General features: G+C 65.5%; 17 protein-coding genes. 8 read left to right on the top strand and 9 right to left on the bottom strand.

The window, feature by feature from the left end; translation table 11 throughout:
* Positions 1-5: 5 nt before the first annotated feature.
* From HBE63_RS21585 to HBE63_RS21575, 3 genes are read right to left on the bottom strand one after another with little or no spacing between them, the layout of a single operon-like run.
* Complete coding sequence (locus HBE63_RS21585; RefSeq protein ID WP_166906571.1) at positions 6-815, bottom strand: SDR family oxidoreductase; 810 nt, start codon at positions 813-815, stop codon at positions 6-8.
* A 27-nt stretch (positions 816-842) separates the two neighbouring features.
* Positions 843-2045 (bottom strand): cytochrome P450, encoded by a 1203-nt coding sequence (locus tag HBE63_RS21580; RefSeq protein WP_166906570.1) that lies wholly within the window; start codon positions 2043-2045, stop codon positions 843-845.
* Positions 2042-2653 (bottom strand): TetR family transcriptional regulator, encoded by a 612-nt coding sequence (locus HBE63_RS21575; protein ID WP_166906569.1) that lies wholly within the window; start codon positions 2651-2653, stop codon positions 2042-2044. The genes HBE63_RS21580 and HBE63_RS21575 overlap by 4 nt, the downstream gene beginning before the upstream one ends.
* A gap of 188 nt (positions 2654-2841) precedes the next feature.
* Here HBE63_RS21575 and HBE63_RS21570 point away from each other — a divergent pair, with 188 nt between their 5' ends.
* The 5 genes from HBE63_RS21570 to HBE63_RS21550 all read left to right on the top strand — a co-directional run bounded on the left by HBE63_RS21570 (position 2842) and on the right by HBE63_RS21550 (position 7693).
* Positions 2842-4311, top strand: a complete 1470-nt coding sequence (locus HBE63_RS21570; protein WP_166906568.1) for an aldehyde dehydrogenase — start codon at positions 2842-2844, stop codon at positions 4309-4311.
* Positions 4312-4394: 83 nt separating this feature from the next.
* Positions 4395-5147: an SDR family oxidoreductase gene (locus HBE63_RS21565; protein WP_166906567.1), complete on the top strand. Its 753-nt coding sequence runs from the start codon at positions 4395-4397 to the stop codon at positions 5145-5147.
* Positions 5144-6022: an NAD(P)-dependent oxidoreductase gene (locus tag HBE63_RS21560; protein WP_166906566.1), complete on the top strand. Its 879-nt coding sequence runs from the start codon at positions 5144-5146 to the stop codon at positions 6020-6022. Before HBE63_RS21565 ends, HBE63_RS21560 begins: the two co-directional genes overlap by 4 nt.
* Before the next feature lie 11 nt (positions 6023-6033).
* Positions 6034-6477 (top strand): carboxymuconolactone decarboxylase family protein, encoded by a 444-nt coding sequence (locus HBE63_RS21555; RefSeq protein WP_166906565.1) that lies wholly within the window; start codon positions 6034-6036, stop codon positions 6475-6477.
* On the top strand, positions 6467-7693 hold the full coding sequence (locus tag HBE63_RS21550) for a hypothetical protein (RefSeq protein WP_166906564.1): 1227 nt from the start codon (positions 6467-6469) through the stop codon (positions 7691-7693). Before HBE63_RS21555 ends, HBE63_RS21550 begins: the two co-directional genes overlap by 11 nt.
* A 9-nt stretch (positions 7694-7702) precedes the next feature.
* Here HBE63_RS21550 and HBE63_RS21545 read toward each other — a convergent pair whose 3' ends face one another.
* The 3 genes from HBE63_RS21545 to HBE63_RS21535 all read right to left on the bottom strand — a co-directional run bounded on the left by HBE63_RS21545 (position 7703) and on the right by HBE63_RS21535 (position 10279).
* The gene (locus HBE63_RS21545; RefSeq protein ID WP_243858206.1) at positions 7703-8194 is read right to left on the bottom strand and encodes a hypothetical protein; all 492 of its coding nucleotides are present in this window, start codon (positions 8192-8194) and stop codon (positions 7703-7705) included.
* The gene (locus tag HBE63_RS31185; RefSeq protein WP_208301178.1) at positions 8191-9468 is read right to left on the bottom strand and encodes an EspA/EspE family type VII secretion system effector; all 1278 of its coding nucleotides are present in this window, start codon (positions 9466-9468) and stop codon (positions 8191-8193) included. The genes HBE63_RS21545 and HBE63_RS31185 overlap by 4 nt, the downstream gene beginning before the upstream one ends.
* Positions 9469-9727: 259 nt before the next feature.
* On the bottom strand, positions 9728-10279 hold the full coding sequence (locus tag HBE63_RS21535; protein ID WP_166906563.1) for a sensor domain-containing protein: 552 nt from the start codon (positions 10277-10279) through the stop codon (positions 9728-9730).
* A 146-nt stretch (positions 10280-10425) separates the two neighbouring features.
* Here HBE63_RS21535 and HBE63_RS21530 point away from each other — a divergent pair, with 146 nt between their 5' ends.
* Positions 10426-11124 (top strand): M15 family metallopeptidase, encoded by a 699-nt coding sequence (locus HBE63_RS21530; RefSeq protein WP_166906562.1) that lies wholly within the window; start codon positions 10426-10428, stop codon positions 11122-11124.
* Positions 11125-11138: 14 nt separating this feature from the next.
* Here HBE63_RS21530 and HBE63_RS21525 read toward each other — a convergent pair whose 3' ends face one another.
* Both HBE63_RS21525 and HBE63_RS21520 read right to left on the bottom strand, forming a co-directional pair.
* Positions 11139-11768 (bottom strand): TetR/AcrR family transcriptional regulator, encoded by a 630-nt coding sequence (locus HBE63_RS21525; protein ID WP_166906561.1) that lies wholly within the window; start codon positions 11766-11768, stop codon positions 11139-11141.
* A 38-nt stretch (positions 11769-11806) separates the two neighbouring features.
* Complete coding sequence (locus tag HBE63_RS21520; RefSeq protein ID WP_166906560.1) at positions 11807-13051, bottom strand: cytochrome P450; 1245 nt, start codon at positions 13049-13051, stop codon at positions 11807-11809.
* 101 nt (positions 13052-13152) lie between these two features.
* On the opposite strand from HBE63_RS21520, the gene purD reads away from it, so the two are divergent.
* Positions 13153-14421 (top strand): phosphoribosylamine--glycine ligase, encoded by a 1269-nt coding sequence (purD, locus tag HBE63_RS21515; protein WP_166906559.1) that lies wholly within the window; start codon positions 13153-13155, stop codon positions 14419-14421.
* Between the two features lie 11 nt (positions 14422-14432).
* On the opposite strand, the gene HBE63_RS21510 is transcribed toward purD, so the two are convergent.
* Positions 14433-15266, bottom strand: coding sequence for an alpha/beta hydrolase family protein (locus HBE63_RS21510; RefSeq protein WP_166910039.1), 834 nt, complete (start codon positions 15264-15266; stop codon positions 14433-14435).
* A gap of 125 nt (positions 15267-15391) precedes the next feature.
* On the opposite strand from HBE63_RS21510, the gene HBE63_RS21505 reads away from it, so the two are divergent.
* Entirely contained in the window at positions 15392-16030 is a 639-nt protein-coding gene (locus HBE63_RS21505) for a TetR/AcrR family transcriptional regulator (RefSeq protein WP_166906558.1), read from the top strand.
* Positions 16031-16033: the final 3 nt, after the last annotated feature.

Here is a 16033-nt window from a genome sequence, read left to right as displayed (position 1 = left end):
CCTTCTCAGCCTTCCACTTTCAGCTTCTGGCGATCCTTGACGTCGGCGAGCGGAGCTTCGGGCTGAATCTCCAGTTCGGCGATGAAGCCTCCGCGCGGGGTTTCCGCGACGAAGGTGATGGCCCGCGCGAGATCGGCTGCGCGCAGGAAGTAGTCGTGCCGAGCCTGGCCCCACTTGGCCCAGTCCTCGAGCATCTCGCCGACCTTGTCCATGGGCGCACTCCAGCCCATGGAGGTTTTGGTAGGTCCTGGATGGACCACAGAGGCGCGCACACCGGTGCCCTCGAGCTCCATCTGCAGGGTCTTGGCCATGCCCAGCAGGCCGGCTTTGGCCGCGCCATAGCCGCCCATGTACGGCCGAGGCCGCAGGGACACGTCGGAGCCGACGAAGATGATGTCGCCGCGCCGGCGTTCCACCATGCCCGGAAGCACCGCGGTGGCAAGGCGATTGGCACCGATCAGGTGAATCTGGATCTGATTCTCGAATTCGTCGGTGCTGATCTCGTGTAGCTGACCGAAGAAGGTGTCACCGGCACCGGCCACCAGCAGTTCGATGTCCCCGAGCGCCTCGGTGGCACCATGCACGAACGACTTGACCGACTCGGCGTCAGTCACGTCGAGCGGCAATGCAATCGCCTGACCGCCACCGGCTTTGATCTCGTCAACCAGCTCCTGGCATTTCTCGACGCGGCGTGCGCCGAGGGCGACCGGGAAGCCGTGCGCGGCCAGCTCGGTCGCCGTGGCGGCGCCGATGCCTGACGACGCGCCGGCCACGATGGCGGGTCGGCGGTCGGGATGGGGTTCGAAACGGGCCATTTAGCGTGCCTTAATCTGTGATGGGTTTCAGCGGTGGGACACCGCAATGGGCAGGTGCGCGAATCCTCGTACGGAACTGGAATGCACCCGCACGGCCGCGGATTCATCTATTTCGTATCCGCGGATTCGTTTGAACAACTCGGTCAGTGCCACCCGGGCCTCCATGCGTGCCAGATGCGCGCCGAGGCAGAAGTGGGCACCACTGCCGAAACTCACCAGCTTCGGACCGATCTCGCGGTCGATCCGGTACTCATCGGGATTATCGAAGACCCGTTCGTCGCGGTTGGCCGAGCCGATCAACAGGACCAGCACATCGCCGGCGGGAACGGTGGTGTCGTAGTACGTCTGGTCTTCGGTGACCAGACGGGCCAGGATCTGACTGGAGGCGTCATAGCGCAGGGTCTCCTCGACCCATGGCACGACCAAGTCGTGGTTGTCGAACACCGGAGCCAGCTGTTCGGGGTTCTTGTGGCCCCAATATGCGGCGTTGGCAAGAAGTTTGGTGGTGGTCTCGTTGCCCGCGACCACCATGAGGAACAGGAACGCCATGATCTCGTCGTCGGTGAGCTTGTCGCCGTCGATCTCGGCTTCGACAAGTGCCGAGGTGAGGTCGTCGGTCAGATTCTTCCTGCGTTGCTTGACCATGTCGGCGTAGTAGACCAGCAGCTCGCCGGATGCGGCGATGGCCGAATCGGGCACGTCGGCGACGCCGTCCTCGCGGTGCATCACGGCGTCGGCCAGCGCCCGGATGTGGGCCCGGTCTTCGTCGGGCACGCCCATCAGTTCGGAGATGACGTCCATCGGGAGCTTGCCGGCGAAGTCGTCGACGTAGTCGAAGCTGTTGCTCTGCAACGCGATGTCCAGGTGCTGGTGGGCGATCTCAGTGACCCGGCCCTCCAGTTCGCGAATGCGGCGCGGGGTGAAACCTTTCGAGACCAGCGTGCGCAACCGGAGATGGCCGGGATCGTCGAGGGCGAGGAATGACATCACCCGGTGGGCTTCGTCATTGCGCGAGATCGGGTCCAGCGAGACGCCGTGTTTGTTGGACAGAGTGACGCTGTTGCGGAAACCGGCGACCACATCCTTGTGCCGGGACAACGCCCAGAACTTGAGATCCTCGTTGTGATACAGCGGTGACTCGTCGCGCAGTCGGCGGTAGTACGGATACGGGTCTTCGTGGAAGTCGTAGTCGTACGGGTCGAGGATCAGATCGACGGTGTTCAAGCTCATTTGTCTTCTCCCAGGATTAACCCGACCACGTAGGTCAGACGGTCGGCGATCTGGCGATAGGTGAAGGCGCCGCTGCCGGCATTGACCAGCGCACCGAAGAACGTCATCTCCAGGGCGGAGACGATGCGGGAATCGGCGTCCGGTCCGACGGCCGAACGGATGCGTTTGTGGATCTCGGCGCCGATACGGTCGCGCACCTTGCGCACCGCGGGATCGGTGCCGCCGCCCAGCAGGGCTGTGGTGCAGGCGGCCGCGACCTCGGGCTCGTCGGCGACGACGAGGGTCAGTGCCCGCAGCGCCGCATCGACCCGGGCGGTCATGGAGTTGTTCACGTCGGTGAAGTAGGGGCATCGGCTGACGAGGTCCAGGTACATCTCGGCGATCAGGTGGTTCTTCGACGAGAAGTACGTGTAGGCCGTGGCCGGCGCGACGCCGGCGCGTGCGGCAACCGCGCGCACCGTCAGATCGGCATAGGACGATTCGCGCAGCATCTCGGTTCCGGCGGTCAGGACCTTGCGGAAGGTTTCTTCCTGCCGGCGGTTGCGCGGCGATTCCTTCTCTGGCTCCGGAGCGGGTTCTGTGACTGCAGACACGGCATCGCTGGACACATGTCCAAGTTATCCGACGATGCCGAGGTTCAGCAAGTGTGGGTCCGGAAAGGCTAGGATGAACTGGTCATTTTGATACGGAGTGAACAGGGCCGGGGGACGCCCTTGCGGCTCGACATTGTCTGCGGCTATCGTTCGAGACGAGACAGCCGGACAGTTGTCCAGAATTCGTGAAGTGGAGTTCACCGATGCCGGTACTGGCCGATCGCCAGAGTCAACTGCTTATCGACGGCAAGCTCGTCGCCGGGGGCGGCGGAACATTCGAGACCGTCAATCCCGCCACCGAGGAGGTGCTCGGCGTCGCCGCCGACGCCAACGCCGAGGACATGGGCAACGCCATTAACGCCGCGCGTCGGGCATTTGATGACACCGATTGGTCGACGAACCACGCGCTGCGGGTGCGCTGCCTGCGTCAGCTGCGCGACGCGTTGCGCGAAAACCTGGAAGACCTTCGGGAACTGACGATTTCGGAGGTGGGCGCCCCGCGCATGCTCACCGCCGGTGCGCATCTGGAAGGCCCCATCGACGACCTGGCTTTTTCGGCCGATGCCGCCGAGAACTACGAATGGACCACCGATCTCGGCTACGCCACTCCTCAGGGCATCCCGACCAATCGCAAGATCGCGCGCGAAGCCGTCGGCGTCGTCGGTGCGATCACCCCGTGGAACTTTCCGCACCAGATCAACCTGGCCAAGGTCGGCCCGGCCCTGGCTGCAGGTAACACCCTGATCCTCAAACCGGCTCCCGACACTCCGTGGGCGGCTGCGGCCATCGGCCAGATCATCGCCGAGCAGACCGACTTCCCGGCTGGTGTGATCAACATCGTCACCTCCAGCGATCACTCGGTGGGAGCGCTGCTGTCCAAAGATCCTCGGGTGGACATGGTTTCGTTCACCGGATCGACCGCAACCGGGCGCGCCGTGATGACTGACGCGGCGCTGACCATCAAGAAGGTGTTCCTGGAGCTTGGCGGCAAGTCGGCATTCCTGGTGCTCGATGACGCCGACCTGGCTGGGGCCTGCTCAATGTCGGCCTTCACGGTTGCCATGCACGCCGGTCAGGGCTGCGCGATCACCACCCGCCTGGTCGTGCCGCGGGCACGCTACGACGAGGCAGTCGAGATCGCCGCCGCCACGCTGGGCGGGATCAAGCCGGGCGATCCCAACAGCAAGCGCACCGTCTGCGGGCCGCTGATCTCGGCGCGCCAGCGCGACCGGGTCCAGTCCTACCTGGATCTCGCTCTGCAGGAAGGTGGCCGGTTCGCCTGCGGCGGTGGACGTCCGGCAGATCTGGACACCGGGTTCTATATCGAGCCGACTGTGATCGCCGGCCTGGACAACGACGCCCGGGTGGCCCGCGAGGAGATCTTCGGGCCCGTGCTGACCGTGATCGCCCACGACGGCGACGACGACGCGGTGCGCATCGCCAACGATTCGCCGTACGGGCTGTCCGGCACGGTGTTCTCCGGTGACGACGAACGCGCCCAGGCCGTGGCCGCTCGCATGCGGGTCGGCACCGTCAACGTCAACGGCGGCATCTGGTACTCGGCAGATGCCCCGTTCGGCGGCTACAAGCAATCCGGGGTCGGCCGCGAGATGGGCCTGGCCGGCTTTGAGGAATACACCGAAATCAAGACCATCGCCACGTTGGCCAACTAGGGAGGTGCCGAGTGGCCAGTTGTGACACGCAATCTCGCGAAAACCGTGCGATAACTGGCCGCTGGGCGGGAAAGGAATAAGACATGGGACAGTTTGACGAGAAGGTAGCGATTGTCACCGGGGCCGGTGGCGGAATCGGCCAGGCCTACGCCGAGGCGCTGGCACGTGAGGGTGCGGCGGTCGTGGTGGCCGACATCAACACCGAGGGCGCGCAGAAGGTTGCCGACGGCATCAAGGGTGAGGGCGGCAATGCCCTGGCGGTGCGAGTCGACGTCTCCGACATCGACTCGGCCAAGGACATGGCCGCGCAGACGCTTTCGGAGTTCGGCGGCATCGACTACCTGGTGAACAACGCCGCGATCTTCGGCGGGATGAAGCTGGACTTCCTGCTTACCGTCGACTGGGACTACTACAAGAAGTTCATGAGCGTGAACCTCGATGGCGCGCTGGTGTGCACCCGCGCGGTGTACCGCAAGATGGCCAAGCGCGGCGGCGGGGCGATCGTCAACCAGTCCTCGACCGCGGCGTGGCTGTACGCCAACTACTACGGTCTGGCCAAGGTCGGCATCAACGGCCTCACCCAGCAGCTCTCGCGCGAGCTCGGCGGACAGAACATCCGCATCAACGCCATCGCGCCCGGCCCGATCGACACCGAGGCCAACCGCACCACCACGCCCAAGGAGATGGTCGACGACATCGTCAAGGGAATCCCCTTGTCGCGCATGGGACAGCCGGAAGACCTCGTCGGTATGTGCCTGTTCCTGCTGAGCGATCAGGCCAAGTGGATCACCGGCCAGATCTTCAACGTCGACGGCGGACAGATCATCCGGTCATGAGCACCGACGAGCGCTTACGCGAGGAGCCGACCAGCACTGTGTACGGCTACATCGGCCTGGGCAACATGGGTGCCCCGATGGCCAAACGCCTGGCCGAATGGCCGGGTGGGTTCATCGTGTACGACGTGCGGGCTGATGCGATGGCACCTTTCGGGGAACTCGGCGGGACGTTGGCAGACAACGTGGTCGACGTCGCCGACGCGGACATCATCAGCATCACGGTGCTCAACGACGAGCAGGTGCGTTCGGTGATCGCCGAGCTGGCACCAAAGGTGAAGCCGGAAACGGTGATTGTGATCCACTCGACGATCAGCGACACCACCGCCGCGGAGCTCGCCGACCAGTACAAGCCCCAGGGCATCCACGTCGTGGACGCCCCGGTCAGCGGTGGCGGCGCGGCTGCCGAGAAGGGTGAGCTGGCCATCATGGTCGGCGCCGATCGGCCCGTCTATGAGCGGATCAAGCCGGCGCTCAAGCAGTTCGGCTCGATGGTGATCCATGCCGGCGATCCCGGTGCCGGTACCCGGATGAAGCTGGCCCGCAACATGCTGACCTTCACCTCCTACGCTGCGGCGTGTGAGGCGATGAAGCTGGCCGAGGCGGCTGGACTGGACCTCGGCGCACTGGGCCGCGTGGTGCGTCACACCGATGCGTTGACCAGTGGGCCGGGTGCCATCATCGTGCGCGAGAACATGGCCGAGCTGGCCCCGGATCATTGGCTCTACGACGCCTTCACCCACACCCGCGGGTTGGGGGAAAAGGATCTGAGCCTGGCCATCGGCCTGGGTGATGTTGTAGGAGTGGATCTTCCGCTGGCCCAGGTGGCCTTGCAGCGGCTCGCTGACGGCCTCGGCGTTCCGCACAAGAACGATTAGGAGAACTTTCGATGGACGAGTTGCGCGCCAAGGGCCTGGCCAAGATGAACGAGGTCTACGGCTGGGAGATGCCGAACATCGAAGGTGATCCGTACTTCGATCTCACCGTCGACCACCTGTTCGGCACCATCTGGAACAAGCCCGGGCTGTCGATGCGCGAGAAGCGGCTGATGACATTGTCGGCGGTGACGGCGGTTGGTTCGCAGGACCTCGCCGAGATTCAGGTCAATGCCGCGCTGCTCAACGATGAGTTCACCGAGGAAGAGCTCAAGGACATCGCCATCTTCCTCACCCAGTACCTCGGCTTCCCTCTCGGTTCCGGCCTCAACGGAACAGTGTCCAAGGTGGTGGCCAAGCGGCGCAAGGCCGCCGAGAAGGGGCTGGACGAGGACCGGCGCGCCAATGTGAACGCCGCCGTCAAGATGAATACCGGGAGCGAGCTCGATGACAAGTAGGTATGCCTCGCTGACCCACGACGAACTGGTCAAGCTGGTGCCCGAGCTCCTGCTCATGGGCCAGATGATCGACCGCTCTGGGATGGCCTGGTGCATCAGCAATTTCGGCCGCGAAGAGATGCTGCAGATCGCGATCGAGGAGTGGGCGGCGTCCAGCCCGATCTACACCCGGCGGATGCAGAAGGCGCTGAAGTACGAGGGCGTCGACGTCATCACCATCTTCAAGGGGCTCCAGCTCGACATCGGCGCCCCGCCGCAGTTCATGGATTTCCGCTACACCGTGCACGACCGTTGGCACGGGGAGTTCCACCTCGACCACTGCGGGGCGCTGCTCGACGTCGAGCCGATGGGCGAGGACTACGTGCGCGGCATGTGCCACGACATCGAGGACCCGACCTTTGACGCCACCGCGCTGGCCACCAACCGCAAATGCCAGGTGCGCCCGATTCACCGGCCGCCCCGCACGCCCGCCGACCGGCAGCCGCATTGCGCCTGGACGGTCATCATCGACGAGTCCTACCCCGAGGTCGACGACATACCGGCGCTCGATGTGATCGGCCGGACCCGGGCTGCCCGAACGGAATTGGACCCGATCGATCCGTCCGATGAGGGTGCGTCCGACTACTCAGGGCCGCTGGTGTCGGATTTCGATTTCGCAGCGTTCTCGCATTCGGCGCTGGTCCGGATGGCCGACGAGGTGTGCCTGCAGATGCACCTGCTGAACCTGTCGTTCATTCTCGCGGTGGGTAAGCGGGCCGGTACCGATACCGCGCTCGCAACCGACATCTGCACCAAGCAGCTGATTGGTGTGGCCGGGATCGGCGCCGAGCGTATCCATAAGGCGCTGGGCCTGCCCGGCGGCATCGAAGGCGCGGTGCGCGTGCTGGAACTGCATCCGCTGCTCAACCCGGCCGCCTACGTCGACGCCGAGTTCGGTCCCGACACGGTGTCCGTGGTTCGTTCGCCGGCGCACGAGGACGGGTCCTGGGTGGCCCTGGTTTCGCCGGCCGAGACCCGGCCCCTGCAGGCCATCGTCGCCGCCGTCGACCCGCACCTTTCCGTCGAGGTGATCGGTTCGGACGCGGAGTGGACCGCTCGGGTGATCGAAACCGAGACCGCGGCAAAGGAATTCGGTGAAGTCGCGGTGGTGAAGTTCAGCGGAGGCGCGGAGTTCGTGTTCCAGCCACGGAAGTCATTGCCACTGACCGTGGTGTGATTCGTACGGCTAGGTGGTGTTCATGTTCAGGTGGACGAAGCGGACGTTGGGATCGCGCTCGTCGATGATCACCGTGCGGTACACCGACTTGCCCTCAGAGTTGCGATAGCGGTCCTGCGCACTGACCACCGACGGAGAGCTCGCCAGATCCGGGCCGGCGATGATCGGTTCGAACGGGGGATAGGCCCGGGCGAGTGGCTCGGTGAAATGTGACTCCGTCAGAAGCGTAGGCAGGTCGGAGGATGGCATCTTCAGTACCAGTTGGTATCTGGTGTCCATCGCGCTGTCGACGTGAGCTTGCAGCACCTCCGCGCCGGGAGGTATCGCGATGCCGCCGAATTCGGTTGCCTGCTTGACCAATTCGGGGATGGTCGAGGTCTCGTCACGGGAGCCGAGGGTGCGGCCGACCGGGTCATCATGTGAAGCGCAGGCAACCGCCATGAACAAGGCGACGGCGGCAAGTCCGAGTAAGGACGGACGCTTCGTCTGCATGAGATTCATTGAGGTCTCCCTGGGTCGGATCTTGTGCCGTCACGGTTGTCGGGGGCGCTGGGCAAGTTGAGGGGGGCGTTGGACGGCACCGTGCCGTCGTAATGGAACACGCTTCCGGTGCCAGTGATGTTGTACTCCTGGGCAATTCCGGCGGTGTGCAGGGCTCCCATTCTGGCGTCGGTGATCGTGATGCCGTCAGTCCCTGGGATGGGGATGGTCGTCGATTTCGTGCCGTCCCAGTTGTACCGGTCGAAGATGTGGGTTTGATAATCCACACTCACCGTTGGTTCGCCTCCCGGAACCGCCGGGGGTTGTACCGTCACGACGCCGGTCACCGACTGTTGTATGCCACCCATCGCGTAGAACCAATCCGGGTTGTCTTCTTGGCGGATGTAAGGGCCTTTCCACTCCGACTGGAAGGGCACAGGCGTTCCGTAGTTGCCCGTCGCGGCCGCTTCAGCGGCTATGCGTTGGACTTCCGCGTTGACGATGGTGTCCGTCTGTTGCTGAATCTTGGGAACATCACGCTGAAGCTGGTCGGGGTCAATGGCAAGGTCTTCACCTGAATTGTCGAGGTAGTGCCTGAGATGCCTTGCGGCGTTGGTCCATCCACGTGCCTCGGCTGCATCGGCAGCTTTCTCCGCGAGTTCCTTGAACGCCACGTCGTCGGCCCGGCTGTACCACGGTTGTGACCCGTGTGGTGCCTGACCGTCGTCGGGCTCGGGTGGTGGTTTCGGCCCTGGAATCTCGGTGCCCGTAGGTTTGTCACCGGTGTCGGCCCCTCCTTGCTTCGGCCCACCGATCTCGTCGTAATCCCTGCCGAGGCCCTGGATGCGCTCGCCGATGGCGGCCATCTCGCCGTTCGACTGCCGAATGACATCGTTCACCTGGCCGATGCCTCTGTTCGCGATGGCGAGCTTCGCCCGTTCTCCAGATTCGCCGCTGGGCACAGATGCGGCTGCGTCGGTCACCCAGGCATGGATCTGATCGAGAGTCTGCCGACCCGTGGTGACCACCCCGGCGGCCCGGGTCACCTCGGCGGCCATCCGTTGGTCAAGGTCGGCCAGCTTGCCGTAGACGGCAGCGTGTTCGGCGTTCTTGGCAGCGTAGGCCTGGGAGGCTGTGCCCTGCCAGCGGTCGTCGGGTGCTGCGGACTCAATCGTGGACTGCATTTGACGCAGCCGACTGCCGTCGCCGAATTGGGAACCGTCCTGCGGTACCCCGGCACCGAATGTCTCCCGGGCACGCGACCACGTCGAGTAGAAGGCGTCTAGCGCACCCATGCGTTCCCCTCCTGATCACAGCCTCCGGGCTCAGTCTAAATGTGAGACGACGGCCGCAAGCACATCGGATTTCGCCAGGTCGAGCTGGTCCCCACCGAGGGGACGCTAGTTCGGCAACGTCAGTCCCAGATAGCCCCCGCCCTCCGGGCGCAGTATCACGTCTGTCGAAAGGACGCGCACCACTGGCGATCGGGCCGCAATCAACGTCCTCCTGATGAGGTTCCGCCCACTGCTGGCCGACCCGGGGCGCGGGTGCCTGCTAATGCTGTGCATCTTCGAGCCTGTCGAGAACTTCCAGTGTGACGCGCTCACCGTCGGGTAGACCGAGCGCACTTGAGCTGATCAGTGTGGTGCCAGTGAGCCGATACGTGGCGTAGGCTCCGTCGGCTTCATCGTCGTTGAGCAGCAAGGTGTTTGGGTCAGGTTCTTCGACAGTTCGGTCGTAGTAACCGGTGCCTGTCGCCTTACAGTCGAGCACGGCTGAAGCAAGCCGATCGAAGGTTGCCTGCGCCGTCGCTGAGTCGGGATAGACGGCAACCATTTGGCGAACATCAGCGATGGTCGGGAGTATCGGCGTGTCAAGCTGTGTGGCGTAGCCGGCTGCCCGGAACCGCATGCAGCCGGTACCTAATACGGTGGGTGGGTCGAACACCGCACGACATACTTCAGGTGTATCCGGGACCGTAGACGGTGCCGTGGCATTCAATTCCGGTACTTCGTGAAATCCGGCGACGCCGGAGATGCTTCGTACTTCTTCAACGCTTAGCACCGTGGCCTCAGTTGAATCCGCGCTCGTCGCTTTTGTGGGCATGGTGGGTACGCCGGTGCTACACGCCGTGTCCAGAACTGTGAAACCGCAGAATGCTGCGACGTGGGTAAACGGCCGGTCCGACGCCAATTTGCCGAGGCACGGGCGCTGCCGCCGGATTTGTCGCTTCCACGATCTAGAGTCGCGGGGTGGGCGTCTCAACGGTCCGCGCATGTGCCCTGGTGGTGGGTCTGTTCACGGGGTGCACGACGGCGTGCGCCGCTGGTGCGCCGGATTCGGTCACGGCGCCGAGGACTCCCATCACCTGGCCGCAGCCGGGTTCGGTGGCGCAGCAACCGGCGCGGGTGCAGCCGGTGGACGAGGCCGCGCTGGGTGCCAGCTGGCGGCCGGGATGCCCGGTACCGCCCGCCGACCTCCGCCGAATCACCCTGTCTTATCTCGGTTTTGACGGCCGATCGCACCGTGGTGAGTTGGTGGTCAACCGTGATGCGGTCAGCGACGTGATCGCGATCTTCACGGAGTTGTATTCGGCCCGATTCCCGATCGAGAAGGTGCGCACGGTGGACCACTATCCGCGCGCCGACGACGAGCTGTCCATGGAGGACAACAACACCTCGGCGTTCAATTGCCGGCCGTTGCCGAGCGGATCGTGGTCGTTGCACGCGTACGGCCGTGCGGTCGACCTCAACCCCCTGATCAACCCGTACATCTCAGCCTCCGGCGACCTGCAGCCGGTCACGGCCCGGGTGTACCTGGACCGCACCCGCACCGATCAGGGGATGATCCGCGACGGTGACGTGGTGGTCCGGACCTTCGGCGAGCGTGGCTGGCGGTGGGGTGGACATTGGCTGGACCCGGTCGACTATCAGCATTTCGAACGACGTTGACGCGCTGAACCCGTCTAGATCCCGGCGGACGGCGCTTTGGGCGCCAGTTTCCCGGCCACGACGGCCGATCCGACCCACCGGCGCAGGTAGCTACGTAGCGCCTCGCCGGTGCGCGGAGGCCGGCCCGGGTCGATGACGAACGACTGGATGATCCGCAGGAGGTGCTCGGCGAGCTCATCGAGCTCGGCGTCGGTGTAGCCGAGGCCGGCCCAATCGACGTCGAACTTGCGCAACAGGGCGCGGGCAAAGTCGACCGCGACATCGGAGGTCACCGACTCGGTGTGCACGTCGGCGCGACCGGGAGCGACGAGCAAACCGATGCGTTTGTCCTTGGGGAGCCAATCGAGCGCAATGGCGATACCCTCGGCGACCGCCTCCACCGGGTCCGTGACTCCCTGCAGGTGGGCGGCCACCCGGTCCAGGAAGTCGCTGGCCGCATACACCGCGGACGCCACCAGTAAGGCGTCGGTGCTCGGGAAATAGCGGTACACGGTCTGGCGGGTGACCCCGAGCGTGCGCGCCACGTCGGCGATGGAGAAGTCGGCGCCCCGCTCATCGATGGCGTTGCCCGCAGCGACGAGGATGCGGGCAATCGCCTCCTCGTCGCTGGCCGGCGCCGAGCCGGACCACCCGTGCGTTCGCATAGGCGAATCCTAGAACAACGGATCGACCAAGCCGCTGATCAGCCGCGGTAGGAGACCTGCAGGTCCTTGACGCCGTTGATCCATCCCGACCGGAGACGTTGGGGCTCGCGCAGTTTGGTGATGTCGGGGATCTGATCGGCGATCTCGTTGAACATCAGCTTGATCTCCATCCGCGCCAGGTTGGCGCCGATGCAGAAGTGCGCGCCGTTTCCGCCGAAGGCCAGGTGCGGGTTGGGGTTGCGCCGGATATTGAAATCAAACGGGGATTCGAACACCTCTTCGTCGTAGTTGGCCGAGCTGTAGAACAGGCCGACACGCTGCCCGGCCTTCACGGTGACATCGCCGATCTGGGTGTCGACCAGGGCGGTGCGCTGGAAGCAGTGCACCGGCGTGGCCCAGCGGATGATCTCGTCGACCGCGGTTTCGGGGCGTTCACGCTTGAAAAGCTCCCACTGGTCGGGGTTTTCGAGGAAGGCGTTCATGCCGTGCGTCATGGCGTTGCGGGTGGTCTCGTTGCCGGCCACGGCCAGCAGGATCACGAAGAACGCGAACTCGACGTCCGTGATGCCCTCGCCGCCTTCCTCTCCCATGTCGGCCTGCACGAGACGCGTCACGATGTCGTCGGCCGGGCACTTCCGACGCTCCTCGGCCATGTTGTAGGCGTAGCCCATCAGTTCGGCGTTGGCCATCGTCGGATCGGCGTCGAAGTCCGGGTCGTCGGTGTTCATGATCGCGTTGGACCAGTGGAACAACTTCTCCCGATCCTCCTCGGGTACGCCGATCAGGTCGGCGATCGCCAGCAGCGGCAACGGCATCGCCACTTCGTCAACAAAATTGCCGAAGTTTCGTTCCGCAGCCGCGGCCACGATCTCCCGCGCGGCGACGGCGAGTTTCTCCTCCAGCGCGGCCACCGAACGCGGGGTGAACAGTCGCGACACCAGCTTGCGCAGCCGGGTGTGCTCGGGCGCGTCGTGGTTGATCAGCAGCGCCTTGGTGAGGTCGAGTTGTTCGGAGGTCACCCCCTCGGGAAGGCGCATGACGGCACCCTTGGCGTTTGTCGACCACACTGCGCCGCCGTCGCGGGAGATGGTCTTGATGTCCTCGTGGCGGGTGACCACCCAGTAGCCGCCGTCGTTGAAGATCGATTCGCCCTGCTCGTTCCACCACACCGGCGCGGTCTTGCGCAGTTGGGCGAACTCCTCGACGGGGATTCCGCGGAGCAGGACGTCGGGATCGGTGAAGTCGTAGCCGGCGCCGAACGGGCAGGCGCTCATCGTTGTCATGCCGGGGTCATCTCCTTGTGTGACGGCGGGCACATTCCTGGATTCGACCATACACCGTGGCGTCAAGTGTATGCCCGTAGGTTTCCCGCTACGCTACGACCGTGCGCGTCCTCGTTATCGGATCCGGAGCCCGTGAACACGCCCTGCTGCTGGCCCTGCGCCGCGACCCGCAGGTGGAGGAGTTGGCGGTGGCCCCCGGCAACGCCGGGACCCAATCCATTGCCGACCAGTACGACGTCGACATCACCTCCGGCGAGGCCGTGGTGAAGCTGGCCCAGCGCCTCGAAAGCGACCTGGTGGTGATCGGCCCCGAGGTTCCGCTGGTGCTCGGCGTGGCTGACGTCGTGCGGGCCGCCGGGATCGCCTGCTTCGGCGCGAGCAAGGACGCCGCCCGCATCGAGGGCTCCAAGGCGTTCGCCAAGGACGTCATGGCCGCGGCCGGGGTGCCGACTGCGAGCAGCGAGATCGTCGACAACCCGGCACACCTGGACGCCGCGCTGGACCGCTTCGGTCCGCCCGCCGGCCAGGCCGCCTGGGTGGTCAAGGACGACGGCCTGGCCGCCGGCAAGGGCGTGGTGGTCAGCGCCGATCGCGACGCCGCCCGCGCCCACGCCGCCAGCCTGCTCGACTCCGGGCACCCGGTGCTGCTGGAGTCGTTCCTGGACGGCCCCGAGGTGTCGCTGTTCTGTGTCGTCGACGGCGCCACCGTGGTCCCGCTGCTGCCCGCCCAGGACTTCAAGCGGGTCGCTGACGGAGACACCGGACCCAACACCGGCGGCATGGGAGCCTACGCCCCGCTGCCGTGGCTGCCGGACTCGGTCAAAACCCAGATCGTCGACGAGGTTGTCAACCCCGTTGCGGCAGAACTGGTTGCCCGGGGCAGCTCGTTCTCCGGCCTGCTCTACGCCGGCCTGGCGATCACCTCGAACGGTCCAGCGGTGGTGGAGTTCAACTGCCGCTTCGGCGATCCGGAGACGCAATCGGTTCTGGCCCTGCTGGATTCGCCGCTGGGGCAACTGCTGAACGCTGCAGCGACCGGTGAGCTCGCCTCCTTCGGCGACCTGCAGTGGCGCGACGGCTATGCCGTGACCGTGGTGGTGGCCGCGGAGAACTACCCGGGCCGGGCGCGTGTCGGCGACGTCATTCACGGTTCGGAAGCCGACGGTGTGCTGCATGCCGGCACCGCGCGCCGCGAGGACGGTGAGGTGGTGTCCTCCGGCGGCCGGGTGCTCTCGGTCGTCGGCACCGGTACCGACTTACCTGCCGCCCGCGACGTGGCGTACGCACTCGCCAAGTCGGTTCGCTTGCCGGGCAGTCACTTCCGCAGTGACATCGGTCTCGCCGCCGCAGAGGGCCGGATCACCGTTTAGCGCCGTGAGAGTCAGGCGACCAGCAGCGGGGCCATCCAGGAGATCTCGGCGGGCAGTTGCGAACTCCAGAAGCTGCCGTCGTGCCCACCGGGGGAGAAGCCGCCGGCTGGAGGATTGGGCAGTTCGGAGATGAACTGCTTGGTGGCCGAATAGAACGGATCACTGTTGCCGCAATCGATCCGGATCGGAATCGATCCCAGCGCGGGCTGGCCCCAGACGCTGTTGGCGGCGTAATCGGCTGCGCTGTCGAAGGCCCCCGGCGCTGCGGCACCCGACGACGTCCAGAGCGCCGGGCTGACCGCACAGATCGCGGCCGTGCGCGCAGGTCCCAGGCGCGAACCCAGCAGCAGTGCGCCATAGCCGCCCATCGACCAGCCCAGGAAGCCCACCCGCGAGGTGTCCAGGCCCTGATCGCCGAGTATCGGGATCAGCTCGTCGAGCACCATCGCGCCCGAGTCCTCCCCGGATGCGCGCTTGTGCCAATAACTTCCACCACCGTCGACGGCGACCACCGCGAACGGTGGCAACCCGGCCGCCACCGCCTCGGCCAGGCCGTGCTCGACGCCTCCGGCCATCACACCGGCGGCATCCTGACCTTTGCCGTGCAGGGCGATGACCGGACGGAGTTTGCCGGTTTGGCCCGGCGGGCGCGCGATGGCCCAGTTGGTGTTCGTCCCGCCGCGGGCGGCCGAGGTGAACGAGCCGCTCGTCATCGTGGGCGCTGCGACGGGGCTGGCCATCGAACCCGGGGCGGAGGCGAGGGCGAAGGCGCCGGCGGCGCCGGCGGCCGCACCGACGCCGAGGCGCAAGACTGCGCGACGGCTCAAGTTGGGCATGCGGGCCATCTTGCCATCGCCCGACAAAGGCATCGGTCAGCGGCGTTCTCGCGGCAACGCCGGCGCGCTAAAAAACCTGAGTAGAGCCTGATGATTGACCGAAAGCCCGATGTGGACGGGACCGTGCTGGCAGCATGTGGAAGGTGACGGCAGCGGTCACCCCTAAAGGGGAGCGTCGGCGGTACGCCCTCGTCAGGGCGGCCGCTGAGTTGCTTTGTGAAGGCGGTTTCGACGCCGTCCGGCATCGTGCCGTCGCGCGCCGGGCCGGCCTGCCGTTGGCCTCTACGACGTACTACTTCTCGTCTCTCGACGACCTCATCGGGAAGGCCGTGGAATACATCGGAACCCGGGAGGCCGAACAACTGAAGGTCGGTGTGGCCAACCTGTCGCGGCGGCGTCGCGGTGCCGAGTCGACCGCCGGCGTCCTGGTCGATTTGTTGCTGGGAGAATCTCTGGAGCGGCCGGGAAGCGAGGAGTTGATCTCGCGCTACGAGCGCTATATCGCCTGCGCCCGACAGCCCGGGCTGCGCGACATCCAACGTCGCATCCTGCAACAGCGCACCGATGCGGTGCTTGAGGTGGTGGAACGCTCGGGCCGCTCGGTGCGAGCCGAATTGGTCACCGCCCTGGTGTGCGCCGTCGATGGAGCCGTGGTTGCATCGTTGGTGGACGAAGGCGAAGGGGCCAGAGTCAACGCCCGCGCCACGTTAATCGACGTGATCGACGTCCTTGCGCCCGTCGACGAGCAGGCGGGGACGCGTCTGACCGGCTGAAGG

The sequence above is a fragment of the Mycobacterium sp. DL440 genome, from assembly GCF_011745145.1.
Taxonomy (GTDB): Bacteria; Actinomycetota; Actinomycetes; order Mycobacteriales; family Mycobacteriaceae; genus Mycobacterium.
This window is presented reverse-complemented; position numbering and strand designations above follow the sequence as displayed.

What these genes read in the sequence shown, in the direction of transcription:
- HBE63_RS21585 (WP_166906571.1), bottom strand. Translation starts at nt 815, where the DNA reads ATGGCCCGTTTCGAACCCCATCCCGACCGCCGACCCGCCATCGTGGCC.
- HBE63_RS21580 (WP_166906570.1), bottom strand. Translation starts at nt 2,045, where the DNA reads ATGAGCTTGAACACCGTCGATCTGATCCTCGACCCGTACGACTACGAC.
- HBE63_RS21570 (WP_166906568.1), top strand. Translation starts at nt 2,842, where the DNA reads ATGCCGGTACTGGCCGATCGCCAGAGTCAACTGCTTATCGACGGCAAG.
- HBE63_RS21565 (WP_166906567.1), top strand. Translation starts at nt 4,395, where the DNA reads ATGGGACAGTTTGACGAGAAGGTAGCGATTGTCACCGGGGCCGGTGGC.
- HBE63_RS21560 (WP_166906566.1), top strand. Translation starts at nt 5,144, where the DNA reads ATGAGCACCGACGAGCGCTTACGCGAGGAGCCGACCAGCACTGTGTAC.
- HBE63_RS21555 (WP_166906565.1), top strand. Translation starts at nt 6,034, where the DNA reads ATGGACGAGTTGCGCGCCAAGGGCCTGGCCAAGATGAACGAGGTCTAC.
- HBE63_RS21550 (WP_166906564.1), top strand. Translation starts at nt 6,467, where the DNA reads ATGACAAGTAGGTATGCCTCGCTGACCCACGACGAACTGGTCAAGCTG.
- HBE63_RS21545 (WP_243858206.1), bottom strand. Translation starts at nt 8,194, where the DNA reads ATGAATCTCATGCAGACGAAGCGTCCGTCCTTACTCGGACTTGCCGCC.
- HBE63_RS31185 (WP_208301178.1), bottom strand. Translation starts at nt 9,468, where the DNA reads ATGGGTGCGCTAGACGCCTTCTACTCGACGTGGTCGCGTGCCCGGGAG.
- HBE63_RS21535 (WP_166906563.1), bottom strand. Translation starts at nt 10,279, where the DNA reads ATGCCCACAAAAGCGACGAGCGCGGATTCAACTGAGGCCACGGTGCTA.
- HBE63_RS21525 (WP_166906561.1), bottom strand. Translation starts at nt 11,768, where the DNA reads ATGCGAACGCACGGGTGGTCCGGCTCGGCGCCGGCCAGCGACGAGGAG.
- HBE63_RS21520 (WP_166906560.1), bottom strand. Translation starts at nt 13,051, where the DNA reads ATGACAACGATGAGCGCCTGCCCGTTCGGCGCCGGCTACGACTTCACC.
- HBE63_RS21510 (WP_166910039.1), bottom strand. Translation starts at nt 15,266, where the DNA reads ATGGCCCGCATGCCCAACTTGAGCCGTCGCGCAGTCTTGCGCCTCGGC.
- HBE63_RS21505 (WP_166906558.1), top strand. Translation starts at nt 15,392, where the DNA reads ATGTGGAAGGTGACGGCAGCGGTCACCCCTAAAGGGGAGCGTCGGCGG.